The sequence below is a fragment of the uncultured Methanobrevibacter sp. genome (genome assembly GCF_947166415.1).
Lineage (GTDB): Archaea > Methanobacteriota > Methanobacteria > Methanobacteriales > Methanobacteriaceae > Methanocatella.
Window position 1 is genome coordinate 43,599 of sequence record NZ_CAMVEE010000002.1, and the last position, 18,802, is coordinate 62,400.

The 18,802-nt window shown below is 35.6% G+C and carries 20 protein-coding genes; 7 read left to right on the top strand and 13 right to left on the bottom strand.

Going from position 1 to position 18,802, the window contains the following annotated elements; translation table 11 throughout:
- Positions 1-915, bottom strand: coding sequence for a ribose-phosphate diphosphokinase (locus Q0W25_RS00550; RefSeq protein WP_297827427.1), 915 nt, complete (start codon positions 913-915; stop codon positions 1-3).
- Between the two features lie 94 nt (positions 916-1,009).
- Here Q0W25_RS00550 and Q0W25_RS00555 point away from each other — a divergent pair, with 94 nt between their 5' ends.
- Positions 1,010-1,522, top strand: a complete 513-nt coding sequence (locus Q0W25_RS00555; protein ID WP_298517557.1) for a hypothetical protein — start codon at positions 1,010-1,012, stop codon at positions 1,520-1,522.
- An 18-nt stretch (positions 1,523-1,540) separates the two neighbouring features.
- On the opposite strand, the gene Q0W25_RS00560 is transcribed toward Q0W25_RS00555, so the two are convergent.
- The 5 genes from Q0W25_RS00560 to Q0W25_RS00580 form a co-directional block, all read right to left on the bottom strand.
- The gene (locus tag Q0W25_RS00560; RefSeq protein ID WP_298517560.1) at positions 1,541-1,909 is read right to left on the bottom strand and encodes a zinc ribbon domain-containing protein; all 369 of its coding nucleotides are present in this window, start codon (positions 1,907-1,909) and stop codon (positions 1,541-1,543) included.
- 29 nt (positions 1,910-1,938) lie between these two features.
- Positions 1,939-2,448, bottom strand: a complete 510-nt coding sequence (locus tag Q0W25_RS00565; RefSeq protein ID WP_367270513.1) for a GNAT family N-acetyltransferase — start codon at positions 2,446-2,448, stop codon at positions 1,939-1,941.
- Between the two features lie 31 nt (positions 2,449-2,479).
- On the bottom strand, positions 2,480-3,478 hold the full coding sequence (locus Q0W25_RS00570) for a GGGtGRT protein (RefSeq protein WP_297827438.1): 999 nt from the start codon (positions 3,476-3,478) through the stop codon (positions 2,480-2,482).
- A 4-nt stretch (positions 3,479-3,482) separates the two neighbouring features.
- The gene (locus tag Q0W25_RS00575) at positions 3,483-4,175 is read right to left on the bottom strand and encodes an iron-sulfur cluster assembly scaffold protein (protein ID WP_298517566.1); all 693 of its coding nucleotides are present in this window, start codon (positions 4,173-4,175) and stop codon (positions 3,483-3,485) included.
- A gap of 98 nt (positions 4,176-4,273) precedes the next feature.
- A complete protein-coding gene (locus Q0W25_RS00580; protein ID WP_298517569.1) occupies positions 4,274-5,746 on the bottom strand; it encodes a DUF6020 family protein in 1,473 nt (490 codons plus the stop codon).
- Positions 5,747-5,846: 100 nt separating this feature from the next.
- Between Q0W25_RS00580 and Q0W25_RS00585 the strand changes: the two genes are divergently transcribed.
- Positions 5,847-6,758, top strand: coding sequence for an ADP-ribosylglycohydrolase family protein (locus tag Q0W25_RS00585; RefSeq protein WP_298517572.1), 912 nt, complete (start codon positions 5,847-5,849; stop codon positions 6,756-6,758).
- Positions 6,748-7,230 (top strand): hypothetical protein, encoded by a 483-nt coding sequence (locus tag Q0W25_RS00590; RefSeq protein WP_298517575.1) that lies wholly within the window; start codon positions 6,748-6,750, stop codon positions 7,228-7,230. Before Q0W25_RS00585 ends, Q0W25_RS00590 begins: the two co-directional genes overlap by 11 nt.
- Here the strand turns inward: Q0W25_RS00590 and Q0W25_RS00595 are convergent.
- Entirely contained in the window at positions 7,220-8,644 is a 1,425-nt protein-coding gene (locus tag Q0W25_RS00595) for a Mur ligase family protein (protein ID WP_298517578.1), read from the bottom strand. The genes Q0W25_RS00590 and Q0W25_RS00595 overlap by 11 nt on opposite strands.
- Before the next feature lie 95 nt (positions 8,645-8,739).
- Complete coding sequence (gene lonB / locus Q0W25_RS00600) at positions 8,740-10,620, bottom strand: ATP-dependent protease LonB (protein WP_297827452.1); 1,881 nt, start codon at positions 10,618-10,620, stop codon at positions 8,740-8,742.
- 665 nt (positions 10,621-11,285) lie between these two features.
- On the opposite strand from lonB, the gene cobQ reads away from it, so the two are divergent.
- From cobQ to Q0W25_RS00615, 3 genes are read left to right on the top strand one after another with little or no spacing between them, the layout of a single operon-like run.
- Entirely contained in the window at positions 11,286-12,818 is a 1,533-nt protein-coding gene (gene cobQ, locus Q0W25_RS00605) for a cobyric acid synthase CobQ (RefSeq protein ID WP_298517581.1), read from the top strand.
- A gap of 49 nt (positions 12,819-12,867) precedes the next feature.
- Positions 12,868-14,280, top strand: a complete 1,413-nt coding sequence (locus Q0W25_RS00610; RefSeq protein WP_298517584.1) for a carbon starvation protein A — start codon at positions 12,868-12,870, stop codon at positions 14,278-14,280.
- Positions 14,277-15,215 carry a bile acid:sodium symporter family protein gene (locus tag Q0W25_RS00615; RefSeq protein WP_298517587.1) on the top strand — a complete coding sequence of 313 codons (939 nt, stop codon included), beginning with the start codon at positions 14,277-14,279 and terminating at the stop codon, positions 15,213-15,215. Before Q0W25_RS00610 ends, Q0W25_RS00615 begins: the two co-directional genes overlap by 4 nt.
- Positions 15,216-15,245: 30 nt before the next feature.
- On the opposite strand, the gene Q0W25_RS00620 is transcribed toward Q0W25_RS00615, so the two are convergent.
- The gene (locus Q0W25_RS00620) at positions 15,246-15,737 is read right to left on the bottom strand and encodes a hypothetical protein (protein WP_298517590.1); all 492 of its coding nucleotides are present in this window, start codon (positions 15,735-15,737) and stop codon (positions 15,246-15,248) included.
- Between the two features lie 391 nt (positions 15,738-16,128).
- Between Q0W25_RS00620 and Q0W25_RS00625 the strand changes: the two genes are divergently transcribed.
- A complete protein-coding gene (locus tag Q0W25_RS00625; RefSeq protein ID WP_298517593.1) occupies positions 16,129-16,950 on the top strand; it encodes a 4Fe-4S dicluster domain-containing protein in 822 nt (273 codons plus the stop codon).
- 81 nt (positions 16,951-17,031) lie between these two features.
- On the opposite strand, the gene Q0W25_RS00630 is transcribed toward Q0W25_RS00625, so the two are convergent.
- The 4 genes from Q0W25_RS00630 to Q0W25_RS00645 all read right to left on the bottom strand — a co-directional run bounded on the left by Q0W25_RS00630 (position 17,032) and on the right by Q0W25_RS00645 (position 18,605).
- Positions 17,032-17,214: a hypothetical protein gene (locus tag Q0W25_RS00630; protein WP_298517596.1), complete on the bottom strand. Its 183-nt coding sequence runs from the start codon at positions 17,212-17,214 to the stop codon at positions 17,032-17,034.
- Positions 17,207-18,016, bottom strand: coding sequence for a hypothetical protein (locus Q0W25_RS00635; RefSeq protein ID WP_298517599.1), 810 nt, complete (start codon positions 18,014-18,016; stop codon positions 17,207-17,209). The genes Q0W25_RS00630 and Q0W25_RS00635 overlap by 8 nt, the downstream gene beginning before the upstream one ends.
- A 10-nt stretch (positions 18,017-18,026) precedes the next feature.
- Positions 18,027-18,275, bottom strand: a complete 249-nt coding sequence (locus Q0W25_RS00640; protein ID WP_298517601.1) for a hypothetical protein — start codon at positions 18,273-18,275, stop codon at positions 18,027-18,029.
- A gap of 138 nt (positions 18,276-18,413) precedes the next feature.
- A complete protein-coding gene (locus tag Q0W25_RS00645) occupies positions 18,414-18,605 on the bottom strand; it encodes a hypothetical protein (protein WP_298517604.1) in 192 nt (63 codons plus the stop codon).
- Positions 18,606-18,802: the final 197 nt, after the last annotated feature.

Sequence of the window (18,802 nt, forward strand, 5' to 3'; positions counted from 1 at the left end):
TTATTCCCTCAATGCATCTGCAATACTTTTTGCAAGAGATACACGTGAAGTGTCTGAAGAAAGACTGTTGGTACCGATTATTTTTCCGGCTCCGGCAGCATAAATTCTAGTGGCGCCGTTATTGGTTAGAATCGGATGCACACAGCAAACGTCCACTGCGGAAGCTCCATATTGTTTTAAAATATTGATTGCATTAACAATGGTTCCTCCAGTAGCTATGATATCATCAATGATAATGGCATGCATGCCTTTTACTGAATCTATGTTAACAGTGTTTTCGCTTTCACTGTCACATCTTACGTCCACAATCCTTGTTTCCACTTTATCTGGACCTAAACGTACTTTAGTCAAATAGGTGCAGTCACATCCTATGATTTCGGAAATCTCCTGTGCAAATCCATATGCTCCTTTATCCGGAGCAATAATCAATGGTTTTTCGTTTGATTTTTTGAAAATCTTCTTGTTGAGATATTCAGCTATTGCAGGCATCGCTGAAAGGTTTCTTGCAGGAATATCAAAGAAGTTCAATACGCATTCCTCATGGATATTGAATGTTATGAATTCATCAGCACCTGCAGCTTCTATCAAGTTACAAATGATTTTGGCAGAGACTGATTCCCCATCCTTGAAACGTTTCTCCTGTCTGGCGTAACCTAGATATGGAACTACAACTTTAACCTTCTTGGCTCCCAAGTCCTTGAGAGTAGACACGATAAACATCAGTTCCATCAAGTTTTCATCCTGAGGATAGCCTGTTGACTGAATAACGGTTACTTCATCCTCGATTTGACCATCGATTCTCAAATATCTTTCTCCATCTGGAAACTTCTTAGTTTCAACATAACATATCTCTTCACCTAGTTCTTTAGCAACATGTGAAGCTAAATCCTGTGAAGCTGAACCACCAATAATCATGATATCACCAAAATAATTTATATGTAATTATATGTGTTTTTAATAGAATAAAAAAGTTAAGTATTAATATTAGAAAATGCACTAATAGATAATTATGAAAAAATTAACCGCAATTGTAATAGCAATCCTACTGCTGTTTGGTGTTTTTTTAGCATCAACAATAGTCAGCCCAGTATTAATTGTTGCTGAAGATGCAGAAGAAGATGCAAGTATAGATATGGCTGCTCGCTTTGGATTAACTGGATTTGAATGGGTTTATCCTGGAAGTTCCGTTAATGCCGCAGGTCAAACCTTACACAATGTCCATATAGACCATCCTGAAAATCCTTATGGAGCCGCCCGTGAAATAATGGAATATTCATATCACGTATCTCCTCATGTAATCGTTAGTGTGAACAATGATGCTGCCCAAGCCATATTCGGCATGTCTATCGTGGATGATATCCGTGCAAACGATGCGTACAATGGTTATGCCGGTAACGAAAACGTTCCTGGAACTATGGACAGAGGAGATGCTATGGAAACTGCAATGACAAATAACGGAATGAACGTGCTTCAAGTTCCTTTACAGATTTTACTTGGAAACATCACATTCCACTTTGCATGATTTCCTTTTTTTCTTTTTTTAATGAGTATAAATATAAAATGACAGGGAAATTCCTATCAATGAAATAATCAACTGTATTATTCCGTGCTTTTTAATTTTGCCGACTGGAGACTGTATCAAGTAAAACGGCAGGAAAAACCCGAAGAAAGTAAAAGCACTAATGGCCGCATACTTAAAAAACAGATTTAACATTATTCCTCCCCATGATAAAAAAATAGTAATTATATAAGTGATTAGAATTGCTGTCTTATTGATTTTGATGTCCTCTTGCCTGTAAACAAAAACCTGCTTAGGCTTTAATCCTTCAACTAGAGGTGTGCCGCATTTGGCGCAATAATCGTAATCATCTTGATTTTGAAATCCACAGTTTTTACAAATTCTAGTCATTAGTTAAAGTTAATATTTTTTAATATAAATTATTTTTCTAAAACCATTGCAATTTCTTTAAACTGTTCGCCGAGATAGTTCGTATTCTCCAAGTCTGTGTAATATCTGAAACCCAATTTTTCCAGAACCCTCTTTGACTGTGAATTCTCAATCCTATAAGTTGCATAAATCTGCTTTATATCCAACTCATCGAAGGCATGGCGGATTATTTCCCGGGATGCCTCAACGACCAATCCACGACCCCAGTACTCTTCGCCAATCCAATAGCCAAGCTCGGCTGATCCGTCTCCCCAATAATGATTTCCATCAGGATGAATCAAAAGCCCTACACATCCAATAGTTCTTTCATCTAAAGTGATTGCATAAGTTTCCTTTTTAGCAAAAACAGTTTTTATAATAGTCAGACTATCCTCAACACTTTCATGAGGTGGCCAACCTGCAATGGGACCTATCTTTGGGTTTTTGGCAAAATGATACAGTGATTCCGCATCGCCTTCCTCCCAGGGCCTCAAAATTAAATTTTCAGTTTTAAAAATCATAAAAAAAATAAGTTAAAAGGGAACTATCCCTTTATTTCATTGCTTTTTCTACTGCAACAGCTACTGCTACGCTTGCACCAACCATTGGGTTGTTTCCCATACCGATAAGACCCATCATTTCTACGTGAGCCGGTACGGAAGATGAACCTGCAAATTGAGCGTCAGAGTGCATTCTTCCAAGAGTATCTGTCATACCGTAAGAAGCAGGACCCGCCGCCATGTTATCAGGGTGCAAGGTTCTTCCGGTTCCTCCACCGGATGCAACTGAGAAGTATTTTTTACCTTGTGCTATGCATTCTTTTTTATATGTTCCAGCTACAGGATGCTGGAAACGTGTTGGATTGGTTGAGTTACCTGTAATTGATACGTCAACACCTTCCAAATGCATGATAGCAACGCCTTCCCTTACATCGTCAGCACCATAGCATCTTACTTTTGCCCTTTCACCGTCTGAATATGCCTTTTCGCGAACCACTTTTACTTCACCGGTAAAGTAATCGAATTCAGTCTGGACATAAGTGAAACCGTTTATTCTAGAAATTATTAATGCAGCATCTTTTCCAAGACCGTTTAAGATGACTCTTAAAGGCTTTTCCCTTACTTCATTAGCGGAATTTGCTATTCCTATTGCTCCTTCTGCAGCTGCAAAACTTTCGTGACCTGCAAGGAATGCGAAACATTCACTTTCATCGCTTAAAAGCATTGAAGCAAGGTTTCCATGACCTAAACCTACTTTTCTATCATCAGCTACACTTCCAGGAATGCAAAATGCCTGAAGTCCTTCACCGATTGCTTTAGCGGCGTCTGATGCTTTCACACATCCTTGTTTTATTGCAATTGCGGCACCGAGAGTGTATGCCCAGCATGCGTTTTCAAAACAAATTGGCTGAACGCCCTTTACGATTTCATAAGGGTCAAATCCTTTGTCAAGACAAATCTGTTTTGCCTCTTCAAGGTCTTTGATATCATACTTTTCTAAAACAGGAATGATTTGATCGATTCTTCTTTCATAACTTTCAAATAAACTCATAATATCACTCCTTTCTCGGATCTATTTTTTTAACTGCATCATCAAATCTTCCATATTGACCTGTAGCCTTTTCAATCGCTTCTAGAGGGTCAACACCATCTTTGATTGCATCCAACATCACACCTAGGTTAATGTATTTGTATCCGATTATCTCATTATCATCATCAAGCCCTATTTCAGTAATGTAACCTTCGGTCAATTCCAGATATCTTGGGCCTTTTTCTTTTGTAGAATAAATTGTTCCGACCTGGCTTCTGTGGCCTTTTCCCAAATCTTCAAGTCCGGCACCTATCTGAAGGCCGCCTTCTGAAAATGCTGATTGGGTTCTTCCGTAAACAATTTGTAAGAATAATTCACGCATTGCTGTATTGATTGCATCGCAGACCAAATCTGTATTCAAGGCTTCAAGGATTGTTTTTCCAACAAGTATCTCTCCAGCCATTGCAGCTGAATGTGTCATGCCTGAACATCCTAAAGTTTCAACCAATGCCTCTTCAATGATTCCGTCCTTAACGTTTAATGTTAACTTGCAGCATCCTTGTTGCGGCGCACACCAACCGATACCATGAGTAAATCCTGAAATATCGGAGATTTCCTTTGATTTAACCCATTTCCCCTCTTCAGGAATTGGAGCAGGACCGTGATTTGCCCCTTTGCGAACAGGACACATGTTCTCTACTTCAGTTGAATATATCATCTTTTACATCCTCAAAAATTTTTAAAGTTTAACCATGTAAATATTTAGAATTAATATTAATTAAAATTATTTATAGTTAAAAAATTAGAAAAAAGGAATTAATTCCTATTAAATTCAATGATTTTTTCATTATTCAACTTTTTCTTTGCGATTATGCCTATTAACATTATTATTAGGAAATAAGCCACCAATAGGTTTGGATACAGATATCTGTTATCCTGAATAGGTGTTGAAAAGAAAATAATTGCTATATTGATTAAGTTCGGCAAGTAAATCATGAATATCTCCTTGGATCTTGTTATAAGATATATAGCCCCTACAAGAATGAATGACAGGTACATATAGAATGCGGGACTATTGAACAGGGAATCCAATATGAGATTATGCTTAAACATCTCAATATAATTATTGAGCGAATCGAATTGGCTTGTTCCTATGTTTTTCGAGGATACATTTTCAAAGTCAGTCATGTTGAAAGTTGGATGGTTTGAGAAGTATCTGTTTTTGTCAAGCTCCAAATTAACATAATACTGTTCTCCAACCCATGAATCATCTCTTGTAACATCCCATACAATCGGAGAAGCGCCGAAAAGATATTTTATGAAATGATCAGGATTCTGAATGGAATACTTGATTGCCATGTCCCTATAGGTTGACTTGTCATGATCAAAAACCGACTTATTCGACATGAAGTAGATATGGTCTGAAAAAGTAATCTGATAATTGTCCTTGATTGTTCTTTCATTCATTAATTTATGAAGAGCTGTGCTGTCCTGCGGGGTTAATGTAAGATTCAAGTCATAATCCGCCAGCATATGTGATGCCTTAGCATAAATTGGAGCCTTTTGATTGTTTGTAACATCAAAAGCAACATTCAATGAAGCAATCAATAATATAAATACTACAGTCAATGAAACGATAATGACTATTGTTTTTAGGTTATACTTCTTCCTGAAGAAATATGCTGTCAGAATAATTAATGAAATTACAATAATATGAAAACCATTCGGCCTTAATCCGACTATGAATGCCATTACCAAAGGCATAATTATTAGAAATTCCGTCCTTACCTCTCCTTTTTTATCCAATAATACTGCGATTAAAAAAGTAAACAGCAGGAAATAATAACCGAAGAGGATATCCTTCAGGAGAGTTATTGAAAATACGGCATTGATTGGAATCAGGCAAATGATTAAAGTAAACAATACCTGCACAATGAATAACCTTGAAATTCCATTGGCATTTTCGCCTTCATAACGAAAATGGTTACAAATCATCATCCAAATCACTGAAAAGGTCAAAATCTGGAATATGCAAACAGATACTGGACTTGGATAAATCTTTAGAAGAACCATTTCAATGAATGTATGGAAAAAGGGATGCCAATTAGTGAAATGATGGCTTGCTATTTGATGAAATTGATTAAATGAGTCATATCTCAAGATACCTGGGTCAAATACCCATAAATAGTATGAGAATATAATTACAGGGATTAAAAAGATTATCAAATCCTTGTAATTCAATTTCGAGTAGTAGTGTTTTAAACTCACTTTATTCAAATTCAATTCCATGAAAACACTTTGGCATCTATTCAATATAATCCTATCTAATTTGAAAAAAATTTATGACATATGAAAAAAAATAATAATTTCAAAATAATTATATTTAACCATGAAGGTTAAGGATGGAATTATCGGTTTAGTAGTCGGCGATGCATTAGGCGTTCCTGTTGAATTCCAATCAAGATACAGCTTAAAAATGAATCCCGTTGAGGGCATGATTGGGCATGGAACACACAATCAGCCTGAAGGAAGCTGGTCTGACGATACATCAATGACATTGGCCACAATGGCAAGCATTGTAAATAAAAATGCTATTGACTATGAAGACATCATGAAAGAGTTCTGCAATTGGTTTTTGAATGACAAATATTGTCAAAAAGAACAATTTGACATAGGCATTGCAACCCAGGCAGCATTGATTAAATATCAAAATGGCGCTCCTGCATTGGAATGCGGAGGTACTGGAGATCGAGACAATGGAAACGGTTCCCTTATGAGGATTTTGCCGTTGGCCTACATTCCGGATATAGATTATGAAACAATTGAAAACATCTCCGCAGTGACACATGCACACAAAAGGTCAAGAATAGCTTGCGTGTTATATGTTGAAATTGCCAAATCCATGCTTGAAAATGAAGGTTTTTCTATTGCGGAGCATATTGAAATCGCAAATGAGAAAATTCAGGGTTACTACAAGGATGAACCGGAATTGAAACATTTCAAAAGAATATTTGAAGATGATTTGGATAATGAGGACGAAATCAGCAGCAAAGGATACGTAATATACACTTTCGAAAGCGTCATATACTGTCTAAAGAACACCTCCAACTATAAGGATGCGGTTTTAAAAGCTGTCAATTTAGGTGAGGATACCGATACCGTTGCCGCCATCTGTGGAGGGCTTGCGGGAATTTATTATGGATTTGATGATATCCCTATAGATTGGATTGATGCGATTCCTCAAATTGATAAGGTGCTTTCATTATGTGAAAAATACGAGGCATTTTGTAATGAATATTAAAGAAACTATTAAAAATATTAGGGCTTCCTGCGATAATTATGTAGACCCTGAGCTGGTAGCCACAGTCATCCATGAAAATTACTACATGGGTTCGAACAACATTGATGAGTTCGAAAGCTATGACGTCAAAAGCGAAGACAGCTATGAAGAAAAAATCCTAAAAATTCTAGAACATGAACATGTCTTTCTAGCCATCGGAATGTATGCATTCATACCTGTAATAAACGAATGTGACATCTATTCCAAAAAGGACTACAATATCAAATTGATACAGGAAGAATTCGACAGATATGCAAATGAAAAAGAAAGGATCTTTGGAATTTTAATTAAAAAGGATTCCGATGAATTCATTATAGGAAGCACTGATTTATGCAGATGCAACATTGATGCAGCCTTCAAGCCTATTGAAAAAAGCGATTTTGACTTTTATAAAAAATTAGAAGAGATTATAGATGAATTCATCATCTATTAATCATTTTTTTCTTTATTTCTTCCCACATTGCCTGCTCTTCACCACAGCCAGTCATGATAACATAATCATAGTCAGAATCATGTGCCAATTCTGTTAATTTCTCAATTCTGACACCCATCTCATCATAGCTTAACGGGTAAAACTCGGCATCAGGATACTCTTTTTTAATTATTTCATAATACTCTTTGGCCTTTTCAATGGATTTTCTTCCAGGAACGACAATTACATGTGCAGGATTCATGCTTTTTACAACTTCAAAATGGTCATTGAAGATTTCCTCTTCATCCACATCAGGTGTTGTGTAAATGAATTCCAAAGGACCGTCAACGAACTGGTTCATGAACATAGCATTGATTTTGATGGCATCACCGTTGTCTCCCTGTCCGAGACCGACATATTTGCCTCCGATGTCAACCACTTCGAATCTTCCAGGAGGAATGAATGACATGTCCAGGTTATTGAAAATCTCTTTTACTGTCGCTTCAATGTTTTCTACCTTCGGTGTGAAAGTCGCATAAGCAGTAATGGAAGCAAGAGTATTGTAGATATTGTGGAATCCGAACGGAGGTACACTAAGCACCACATTAAATTTGACATTCTGGGATGTTGTGTAATTGAACACGTCTCCTTCAATTGTTAATTTCCATGAATCTGTATTGAATTCTGCGTTTACCAATTTCACATCCGGTTCGGGTCGCTTGAATCCGCATTGGCATGTGTAGACGCCCCTGTGATTCAGGAAATGCTTTGAATAGCTTAAAGGTTGGCCGCATTTAGGGCATTCAATATTTTCCCCTCCAATGTCCTCAACGTTATCCACTTCAATACCATAATAGTTAATGTTTACGTCGCTGGCTTTGTTAAGTCCTATTAAAGCTGTCCTTGGGTCATCTGCATTGGTAACGATAGCTCCCCTTTGCATGCCCTCTGACAGTAATTTTTTGGCTTTGTAGTAATCTTCAAATGGGTTTTTAATTCCCGCAACCTGAGTGTGCTCTTGTGAAATGGTTGTATAGACTACTCCAATAGGATCAATCAATTTCTGAACTGTGTCTGGAATTCCGTAAGTCAAGTTTCTGATACCGTATTCAAATATTCCCATATCCCCTTTTTGAGTCAGAAGGGCTGTTGCAATTGAATTTAGAATATTATTCTCATAGCTTTTTCTTATTTGAATATCATTTGACATTAACTTGATTAAAAGGGTTGTAGTTGTTGTTTTACCGTTGGTTCCTGTAATCAACACGGAACCAATCTTCAAATCAGAAGCCAATTTGGAAATGGACTCCTGACCCCCGATTTTGGTAAATATATGTCCAGGATAGGTTCCACCGCTACCCGGTCCTCTTTTAGCCAGTACACTTACTACTTTTCCAGAAATTTTTGCCATATTATACTTAACAATTCCAACCATGATAAGTATATTATAAATAAATAGTATATATAGTTATATCAAAAAATAAGCTAAATAAATTAAAAAAAAGAAAAAATAAATAGAAATAATCCACTTTAGTTAGTAGTTGGATTATTCATGTTTGTTTGCGGTACTTTTTCAACTACTTTTGAACCGATGTTTTTCATCTTCTTGATTAAAGAGTCTTTTTTGGAACCGCTGATTAAGATATTTTCAAGAACATCACTTAATGTCTCGGTCGGAATGATTTCAATCATGTCTTCGTATTTTTTCTCAATCATGACATCTTTAAGGTTGGATTTAGGAATCAATACCTTTTTCATTCCAGCTTCGGCAGCAGCCTCGATTTTGGCTGTTGCTCCTCCGATAGGCATTACGTCTCCACGAACATTGAGTGATCCTGTTAATGCCACGGTTTGGTCAATAGGGATTTCCTCCACAGCGGAAATGACTGCTGTTGCAATACTTACACTAGCGGAGTCACCTTCCACACCATCGTAAGTTTGGATAAACTGAACGTGAATGTCATAGTCGGAAATGTCCTTATTTGTGTATTTTTTAATCAATGCACTTACATTTTGAACTGATTCCTGTGCAATTTCACCCAATTTACCTGTAGCGATGATTTGACCACCGTTTTTGGATTGTGTCGGTGCAGCTTCAGCAGCGATTGGTGAAACGATTCCGCTTCTGTCTCCAATTACCGCAAGTCCATTTACAAGACCTACCCTTCCACCTTCAGCTGAAACCATACTGTAATCTTTTCTTTGTAAGATTGACCTGTCAGCTATTTGCTGTTCGAGGGTTCTTGCGAATTTCTTAGCTTCAACTACATGAGCTGCAGTAACAAGGTTGTCTCCTTTTTCAATAGCTACATCTCCAGCGGACCTTACTAATCCACCTAAATCCCTGAGCCTTAAAGTCAATGCATTCTGCTTACCTGATCTTCTTTTGGCTTCCATGATGATCTCATCTAAAGCGTCAGGTGCAAAGTGAGGGATTCTTCCATCGTTTTTAACTTCCTGAGCTACGAATTGGACTAATTTTTCCCTGTTTTCTGTAGTGTCATCCATATAATCTTTCATGAATACTTCATAACCGTATCCTCTGATTCTTGACCTCATTGCTATGTGCATTCCTTCAAGAACCTGCAGGTTACCTGATGCGACAAGAACAAAATCACATGGCACAGCTTGGGACCTTACCATTGCCCCACTTGAATTTTCGCTTTGACCAGTGATTGCGTACTGTTTTTCCTGCATTGCGGATAAAAGCTCCTGTTGAGTTTTCATGGACATTGTACCTATTTCGTCAATGTATAAAACTCCTCTGTTAGCCTTATGAATCATACCTGCTTCCACACGTTCATGTGCTGGAGTTCCTAATCCTCCGGATTGGTATGGGTCATGACGTACATCACCTAACAAAGCTCCTGCATGAGCACCGGTTGCATCCATAAATGGTGCAAATCTGGATTCCTCATTGTTTACCAACAATTTAGGAGACATTGTATTGTTTTTAGGCTTGATTTGAATTGAAATAAGTAAAATTAATGCCGCTGCAATAATGGATTCCAACAATCTTCCATACATGAATCCTATTACCAATATTCCACCAATAGCAAACATTGTAATTATTGTCTTACGCTCTTCCTGTCCTTTAGCAGATCCCCTGGTTGCCTTTACGATTTTTTTACCTTCACCTGCAGGAACTGTCCTTACCAATGGATGATTATTGTCCTCCATATTAGGATACACCAAAACATCCTGCAATACTTCATGAGGTAAAATTTGAGCCATTCCTTTGGCCAGCATTGATTTTCCAACACCAGGATCTCCAATGAGCAAAACGTTCCTTCTTTGTTTTGCCGCTTTTTTAATTGTTTCAATGGACTCTTCATGTCCAATGACCTGATCAATTAATAAAGGTGGAACTTCAATATCTTGTGAGCTTTTAATATTATTGTAATCTAACATAGGTTTAGTTTCTTCGCTAGAAGTTACTTCTTCCGCTTCAACTATTTCTTCATTTAAAGAATCTTCCATAGACTCTTTTTCTTCAAATTTCATTAAAATAACCTCACTAATTAATAAATCTATCAATAGAAAATTAAGTTCGACATACTATATAAATATTATATTATAAGCAAAGTATATAAAAAGTTTTCTATTTTAGTTAATAAAAGTTAGAAAAATAATTGCCCCATTTAAACTGCGATATGAAGAGTAAGCTGGAAATCGAAGATAATATTATTTCATATTAATATAATTTAAAACCTATAAAAATATTTATTTTAGAATAAATCAAGTTTAACTAAATAAAATTAAAATATTAAGAAAAAATAATATTTAAAAATTAAATTTATATACAATAAGTAAATATATTAAATAATACAAGGTTAATTTTCAATAATTAATTTTTGTTAATCGAGTTTGTTTGATGATAAATGAGAATTTTTAGGTCTATTCACAAAAGAAATTTTTTTACAATCAGACGTATATAAACCCCCTGATAAATCAAAATTAACTTGTGAAACTGAAAAAAACCATGGACTCATCATTCAAATTAGATTATTTGTCATTTAAACTTACTTTTTTTTAAATTAAAAATTATTTATAATATTAGATAAATATATTCTACCATGACAAAATGTATAATGGTTCAAGGAACATCATCAAACGCTGGAAAAAGTATGCTTGTAGCGGCCTTATGTAGAATATACAAAAACAGGGGATATAATGTGGCCCCATTCAAGTCACAGAACATGTCTCTGAACTCATATACCACAAAGGAAAACGGCGAAATTGGAATAGCTCAAATGTTGCAAGCCGAAGCGGCGATGATTGAACCTAGCATACATATGAATCCTATTTTACTTAAGCCCAAAGGGGACTTTACCTCAAATGTAATTATCCAGGGAAAATCAATCGGAGATATGAACTTCTACGATTACCAGCACAAGTACCATGACACTGCCCTTGCTGCAATCAGGGAAAGCTTTGAGATATTGTCCAGCCAATATGACGTCATCATCATAGAGGGAGCCGGTTCTCCAGCTGAAATCAACATGAGAAAGCAGGACATCGCCAATATGGAAATTGCCCACATGGCTGATGCAAATGTCATTCTAATAGCTGACATTGAGATGGGAGGAGTATTTGCGGCAATAGCCGGAACATACGTTTTGCTTGATGACTATGACAGGTCCCGTCTCAAAGCAACAGTAATCAATAAGTTCAGAGGAAATTTAGATATTCTAAAGCCCGGCCTTGACAGAATTGAAGAGATAACCGGAGAGCCTGTTTTAGGAGTTCTGCCTTATGATGAAACCTTAAGATTGCCCGAAGAAGATTCAGCATCACTGACCACACATGAGTTTGCTCAGGACAAGGACATTACAATCGGCGTAATCAGACTTCCTAAAATCGCAAACTTTACTGACATCGATCCTTTCGAATATGAAGACGATGTAGGCTTGATAATGATTGGCGTAAACGATGATATTGGAGATGTTGATGCAATAATCATTCCAGGCACACGTAATTCGACAGAAGACATGTTTGCATTACGTGAAAGCGGCCTTGCCGACAAGATAATTGAAAAATCAGATGAAATACCTATCGTCGGAATTTGCGGAGGACTGCAAATCTTAGGAGACATCATCCATGATGAAGAAAAAAGAGAATCAAAGCAGGGTACAATCAACGGTTTAGGACTGTTGAATGTTGAATCCAGATTCAACCGTGCAGGAAAAATCGTTGCACAATCCGTTGCAACAATCCCTGAAGACATTGACGGACTGGCGGGCGAAATCTTTAAGGACATTGCCGGTGAAGAAGTCACAGGCTATGAAATCCATGAGGGAACAACAGAATTGAAATCCTCATCTGCCCTATTGAATGTCAAAAAAGGACAGGGAAACAATGATGACGGAATGCTTGATGGAGCATCTTGCGGAAATGCCTTTGGAACCTATTTCCATGGAATATTCCACAATTACAATTTCAGAAGAGAGTTTTTAAACTACATAAGAGCTAAAAAAGGTCTTGAAGCCAAATTTGGTGAAGATCCTTACGAAACCCAAAAGGATTACTCCCTGAATAAACTGGCTGAAATTGTTGAGCAGAACCTGGATATGGAAATCATTGATAAGCTTCTCTTCAAGCAGGACTGATTTTAAAAAAAATAAAATTTATATCAACAATTCAATAAAAATAATTGATATGTATAGTTTTGTTTTTTGTGCAATATTATTAGTTGCTTCTTATTTTATTTACGGTAAAACTATTGAAAAAATAGTGGGTGTGGACGAAAACAACACAACACCTGCATTTAGACTTGAAGATGGCGTTGATTATATGCCCTTGTCAAAATATAAGAACTTTTTAGTTCATTTCTTGAATATTGCGGGTTTAGGTCCGATATTCGGAGCCATTCAAGGGGCATTGTTTGGTCCTGCAGCATTTTTATGGATTGTTCTTGGAACCATTTTCATCGGTTCTGTTCATGACTTCTTTTCAGGATTCATGTCATTGAGAAACGACGGTTTGACAATGCCGAACATCATCTCAAAATATCTGGGAAGCACCGTTCAGAAGTTTATTGCAATAATAATTATCCTAACTGGTGTTTTGGTTGCATCTACCTTTGCAACAGGTGCAGCAGACTTGATAGCCAATTTGACAAACACTCCAGTATTGCCTTGGATTACAATAATATTCATTTACTTCCTAATAGCTACAATCTTTCCTGTAGATAAAATCATCGGGAAAATCTATCCTATCTTTGGAGCATTGTTCCTGATTATGGCAGTGCTGATGATAGGAGCGCTAATCTTAAATCCAGCATATACCATTCCGGAATTCACAACACAAGGACTATACTTGACAGACAAATCAATATTCCCATATCTGTTTGTAACAATTGCATGCGGAGCAATTTCAGGTTTTCATGCATCCCAATCCCCTATCGTAGCAAGATGTATGAAAAATGAAAAGGATGCAAGACCGGTATTTTTCGGTGCGATGGTTTTAGAGGGACTTGTTGCATTGATTTGGGCAGCCATTGCAATGGCCTTTTTCCACGGTCAACCACAGCTTGCAGTAATATACGGTGCAACACCGTCAATTGCAGTTAATGAAATGGCAGTGACCCTGCTAGGGCCAATCGGTTTGATCTTTGCAATAATAGGAGTTGTAATCTGTCCGATAACAACTGGAGATACCTCTCTTAGAAGCTCTAGAATTACAATTTCCGATGAATTGCAGCTCAACCAGGAAAAACTGTCTTCAAGATTGAAATTAGCTATTCCATTGTTTATAATTTCTTTTGCATTGACATTCCTGGATTTCAGTTTAATCTGGAGATATTTCGCATGGGCTCAGTTAATAACAGCAACCGCTGTTCTGTTCACTGCAACTGCCTATTTAATCCAAAAGAACAAGCCATATATATTGACATTGATTCCTGCCATGGCATGTACCATTATTGCAATCGGATACATTTTACAAGCTCCGGAAGGTTTAAGATTCCCTTCAATGATTGCAAACGTGATTGCGATTATTGCGACAGCGACTATAACAATAATATTTTTAAAAAAATACAAAATGGAATCTGAAGTTGGTGAAGAATCATGAAACGAATATTTAAGCTCATTGAAAAATATTTTTTCATAATCATATTGCTTGCAGTTGCCATTTCTCTAGTTTACCCTAATTCATTCAAATGGGTTTTAAGCGAATACAATGGAATAAATGTTCTGAATTTGCTTTTAAGCCTCGTTCTTTTTACAATGGGAACCACTTTGAAAGTGGATGACTTCCTTAGAGTATTTAAACATCCTAAAGAAATTTCAGTCGGACTGATAGCACAGTATATGGTAATGCCCGTATTGGCATTTTCTCTTGCAGAAATGTTTTCACTGGATGCGGGCTTGACAGTAGGGCTTATTCTGGTCGGAACCGTTCCTGGAGGAACCGCATCTGATGTAATCACTTTTCTTGCAAATGGAGATGTGGCATTATCCGTTTCGTTAACTGCATTTTCCACAGTGATTTCACCGATTTTAACTCCTATAATTACATTGTTTTTAATCGGAAATCAGATTCATTTCAATCCGGTCGACATGTTCGTTTCCATAGTAGAAATCGTAATCATTCCAATTGTTTTAGGCCTGATTCTTAACTACAAATTCCCTGATTTCTGTGAGAAATTAAAAGATTATCTTCCAGCCATATCTTCAATCGTGATTTGTTTAATCGTTGCAGGCGTAATCGGTGCCAATAAACAGGCCATCTTAACATCTTCAGCAATAATCCTCATCGTTATTGTTCTTCAGTATTTCCTTGCAATGCTGGTTGGATTTGGTGTAGGTTACTTAGCGGGCATGAATAAAAAGCAAATCGTTACAGTAGCCATTGAACTTGCTTTCCAAAATTCCGGCCTTTCCACAAGCCTTGCAAAAACACATTTCCCAAGTTTGACACAGGCAACCGTTCCAGGAGCGCTTTACTCCGTTTGGCAGAACTTTGCAGGATCAATACTTGCATATGTATTTAGAAGATATGTCTAATTAATCATCAAAAAATAGATAGGTGGAGGATTATATTCCTCCAGGGATGGTATATTTATCGTTTACCCCATAAAATATTCCATTGCCTTTTGATTTTTTACTTACATTCAACAATGCATTGTTGAATATAATATTTAACAGTTTATATCCGTCCTTATCAATGAAATCTGTTAATTGAGTTTTGTTTTCCCTTATTTTCAATGCATCCTTCTCAATGTCAAAGCATGCTGCATATATCACCTGCTGTGAATTTTCCAAAACAGATTCCGGAGGATATTTTTCAGTTAAATCCTTTGATTTCAGGTAATCCTGGAAGTTTTTCCATTGTTTTTTTATTTCCTTTCCTTTGCTTGTCAGTTTGGCATCCTTCAGGACATCTTCATAGTTTTTACCGTCAAACCCATTTTCTTTTTCAATAGCTTTGGTGAATTCTCTGAAATCCCTTTCAAACTTGTCGGCAACAGAAGAATTGCCGCTTTGTTTTGCCATTGCTTTAAGGTTGAATTTTTTATTTTTATTCATGTTCTTAAGCAAGTTGATAGCTAATGTTTCGGAAGTTTTTAACTCACCCTTGTTTGCTCTTCATTTCCTCTGTTTATACTTTTAAATTTAAAGTAAGTTCTTGACATGATTGTAATTTTTATTGTTAGAACTATTTAATGTTATAACTATTTGTTTTAGTTTATCTATTGATTAGACAATATTTTTTCCAATATCGGAAAGATAATAATTAATTATTTGTTTAATATGAATAATACAAACATTGCGATGTAGTTATATAAAATTATCATTATTCGGCTTTAAAAATATCATGAAAAAAACACTATTTATAAACTAGAATTTCTGATATATTTTTTTTGATATCACTAATTATACATAAAATTTAATTATTGTGATTAAAAAATTGTAATTCATGAACATTAAAGCGCCAATAATTATGGAGTTAATTTTCATCGTGATTTCTATTCTAGTATATATTACAACTTCCAACACCTTTTTCATATTCAATTTCCTCTATATCGGAACTGCAATAGCTGTTGGACTGTTCATGATGGGTAAAAATAACAGATACGCAAGAAACCTGATTATGCTTGCAGTTGGATGTTACCTGTTTGTTTATGTTGGCATTTTAGGTCATGAAAACTTGTCTCTGTCCGGATTTTGGTATTATTTAAGTTTAGGTGTTTTTGAAGGTGCTGTTATTCATTTTCTAATTGCAAAAATCCTTGGGCCATTACTGTTTGGCCGTGGATGGTGCGGATATGCCTGCTGGACAGCAATGATATTGGATTTGCTACCTTATACAACCCCTCAAAATGAAAGGAAAAACTGGGGCTATGTCAGATACATATTATTTGTAGCAATATCATGCGGTGTATGTTCACTATTCATTTTTAAAGTTGATAATCTTGATTCAATAATATTCTTCCTGTTTATTTTAGGAAATATTATTTACTATATTCTTGGAATTGTTCTGGCATTTTATCTTAAAGATAATCGTGCATTTTGCAAATATGTTTGTCCGATTACTGTATTTTTAAAAATTTCAAGCTATTTTTCACTTTTAAGAGTTAAAGTTAATGAAAATAAATGCATCAGTTGTGGCAAATGTGTAAAGGCATGTCCGATGGATGTTGAAATGTTAAACAATTCCAGAAAAAGAGAAAACGGTACGGAATGCATATTGTGCCTTGATTGTGTTCACAGTTGTCCGAATGATGCTCTGAAATTATGATTTGAACAGGTTTAATTCATAAAATTTAGTATTTTCTGTCATCATGAATCTTTTTGATTAAATTGACAGTAATATTAATAGTTAATAATTAAATAAAGTTGTTTGCTTAGGTTCAATAAAGCTAGGTTCATTAACTTCTTTTACAACATCATCATCTTTAACTTCTCCAATCAGCAATGGCGAATATGGATTTTCATATACACATTTCTGAAGAATAGCTTTATCTTTAGCGTCCAAATGGAATTTGCCGTTTTCATCATACATTGTTATCATCTATTTGTTTTGCAAGAATTTCTATCTCTTCCATCATATCCTTTTGTGAAAGTTCTATTTTCTTATCTTCAAGTTCAAGAACTCTATTTTTGAACAATCTATCCATTTCATCTTTAAATAATTTGTTTTTAGCATCAAATGCTCTTACAGATAACTCCAGATATCTTATTTTCAATTCAGTGAGATCAAGTAAGTATCTTACTAAACTTTTTTCATTAGCATGAAATCTTACTTCCTTATCCAGTTTTTCAAAGTCAATTTCAATGTCAACCGCATTTTTAGTAATCTTGTCCAGGTTTTCAAGGCCGGTTTTGATGTCTGTGACCAGTTGCTGAAGAATTGTATCAATAGCTAAATCAATATTGTCTTGATGAACGTTATTGTCAGTTATTTGTTTTTGGGTAATGGCACTATTTGTTAGTGAATCCTTATCTCTGGCTCTTGAGTCTTTCTCATTGTCGATTAAATTATATTTCTTTTTAAATCTGGAAAATGTTGCTCTGCTTACTTCAAATTTATGTTCTTCAGCAAGCCATCTTCTGACGCTTTCATCTGTAGCACCTGAAGTTTTCATTACATGTATTTCATCCAGCAATGTTTCCAGGAAATCCCCTTTTGTTATTTTTAATCCTGCTTTGAATTCTTTGAATGTTGAAAGTGAAACTTCACGGCCATACTTTGTTTTTAACAATTCTAGGATTTCCTTGTTGCTCATTGCCTTCTTGCAACAGTTGATGATTTCCTGTTCGTGCTGTTCTAAAAAATAGTGCACATCTGAATTTACTCGACCCATAGGTAACCTCCTATAAATCTCTTAATTCGTTTTCAAGCTGTTCCTTTTTGGCCCGGATTATCCTGTATTCGTTCTGTTTGATTAGTTTTTTAAGAACAGGGTCTGAGTCAATTATTTCCATTGTCTCTTCTGCATCGCCGATAGCTATCAGTTTTGCTCCAAGCTCGTAGGCATCGTTATGGTTGAAGGCTGATTCCTCTACTATTTTTTTAAGTGTCAAATCCACTCTTGCGCTGATGTTGGTTTTTTCCGGTATCATAATACATATATTTATTATGTATTATATATAAAATTATATTATTTAAAAAATATAAAAGTAATAATAAAATTATTACTTTCACAAATGAAAAATAGTTTCTTTTTAAGAGTTATTACCTGAGATTTTTGTTTTGAAGTCTTATTCATCCATTTCGTCAAGTTCCTTTTGCAGGTCATGGATTTGCATTTCCTTGTAGAACCTTTCGAACTTTCCTGTTTCGATAAGATATGCTGAAACTTCAAGAGCATCCCTATAGGTATAATTGGACTCTTTTATAATTTGCTTTTTGTCTTCATCCATGTAGGATGATGTATTATTTATATTGGCCATAGCTATTACAACCTGTATATAATAATTAATATAATATTTTATTATTACTTTTATATAAAATTATCATTACAAGTTCAAGGCCAACAATTTTTCGCATCCCTATTAAGCATAGAATAATGAGAGTTAAGCCCAATATAATTAATAGATATCATTTTACTTTTGATTTAATGCAATGGTTCTGACATTAACATTGACGT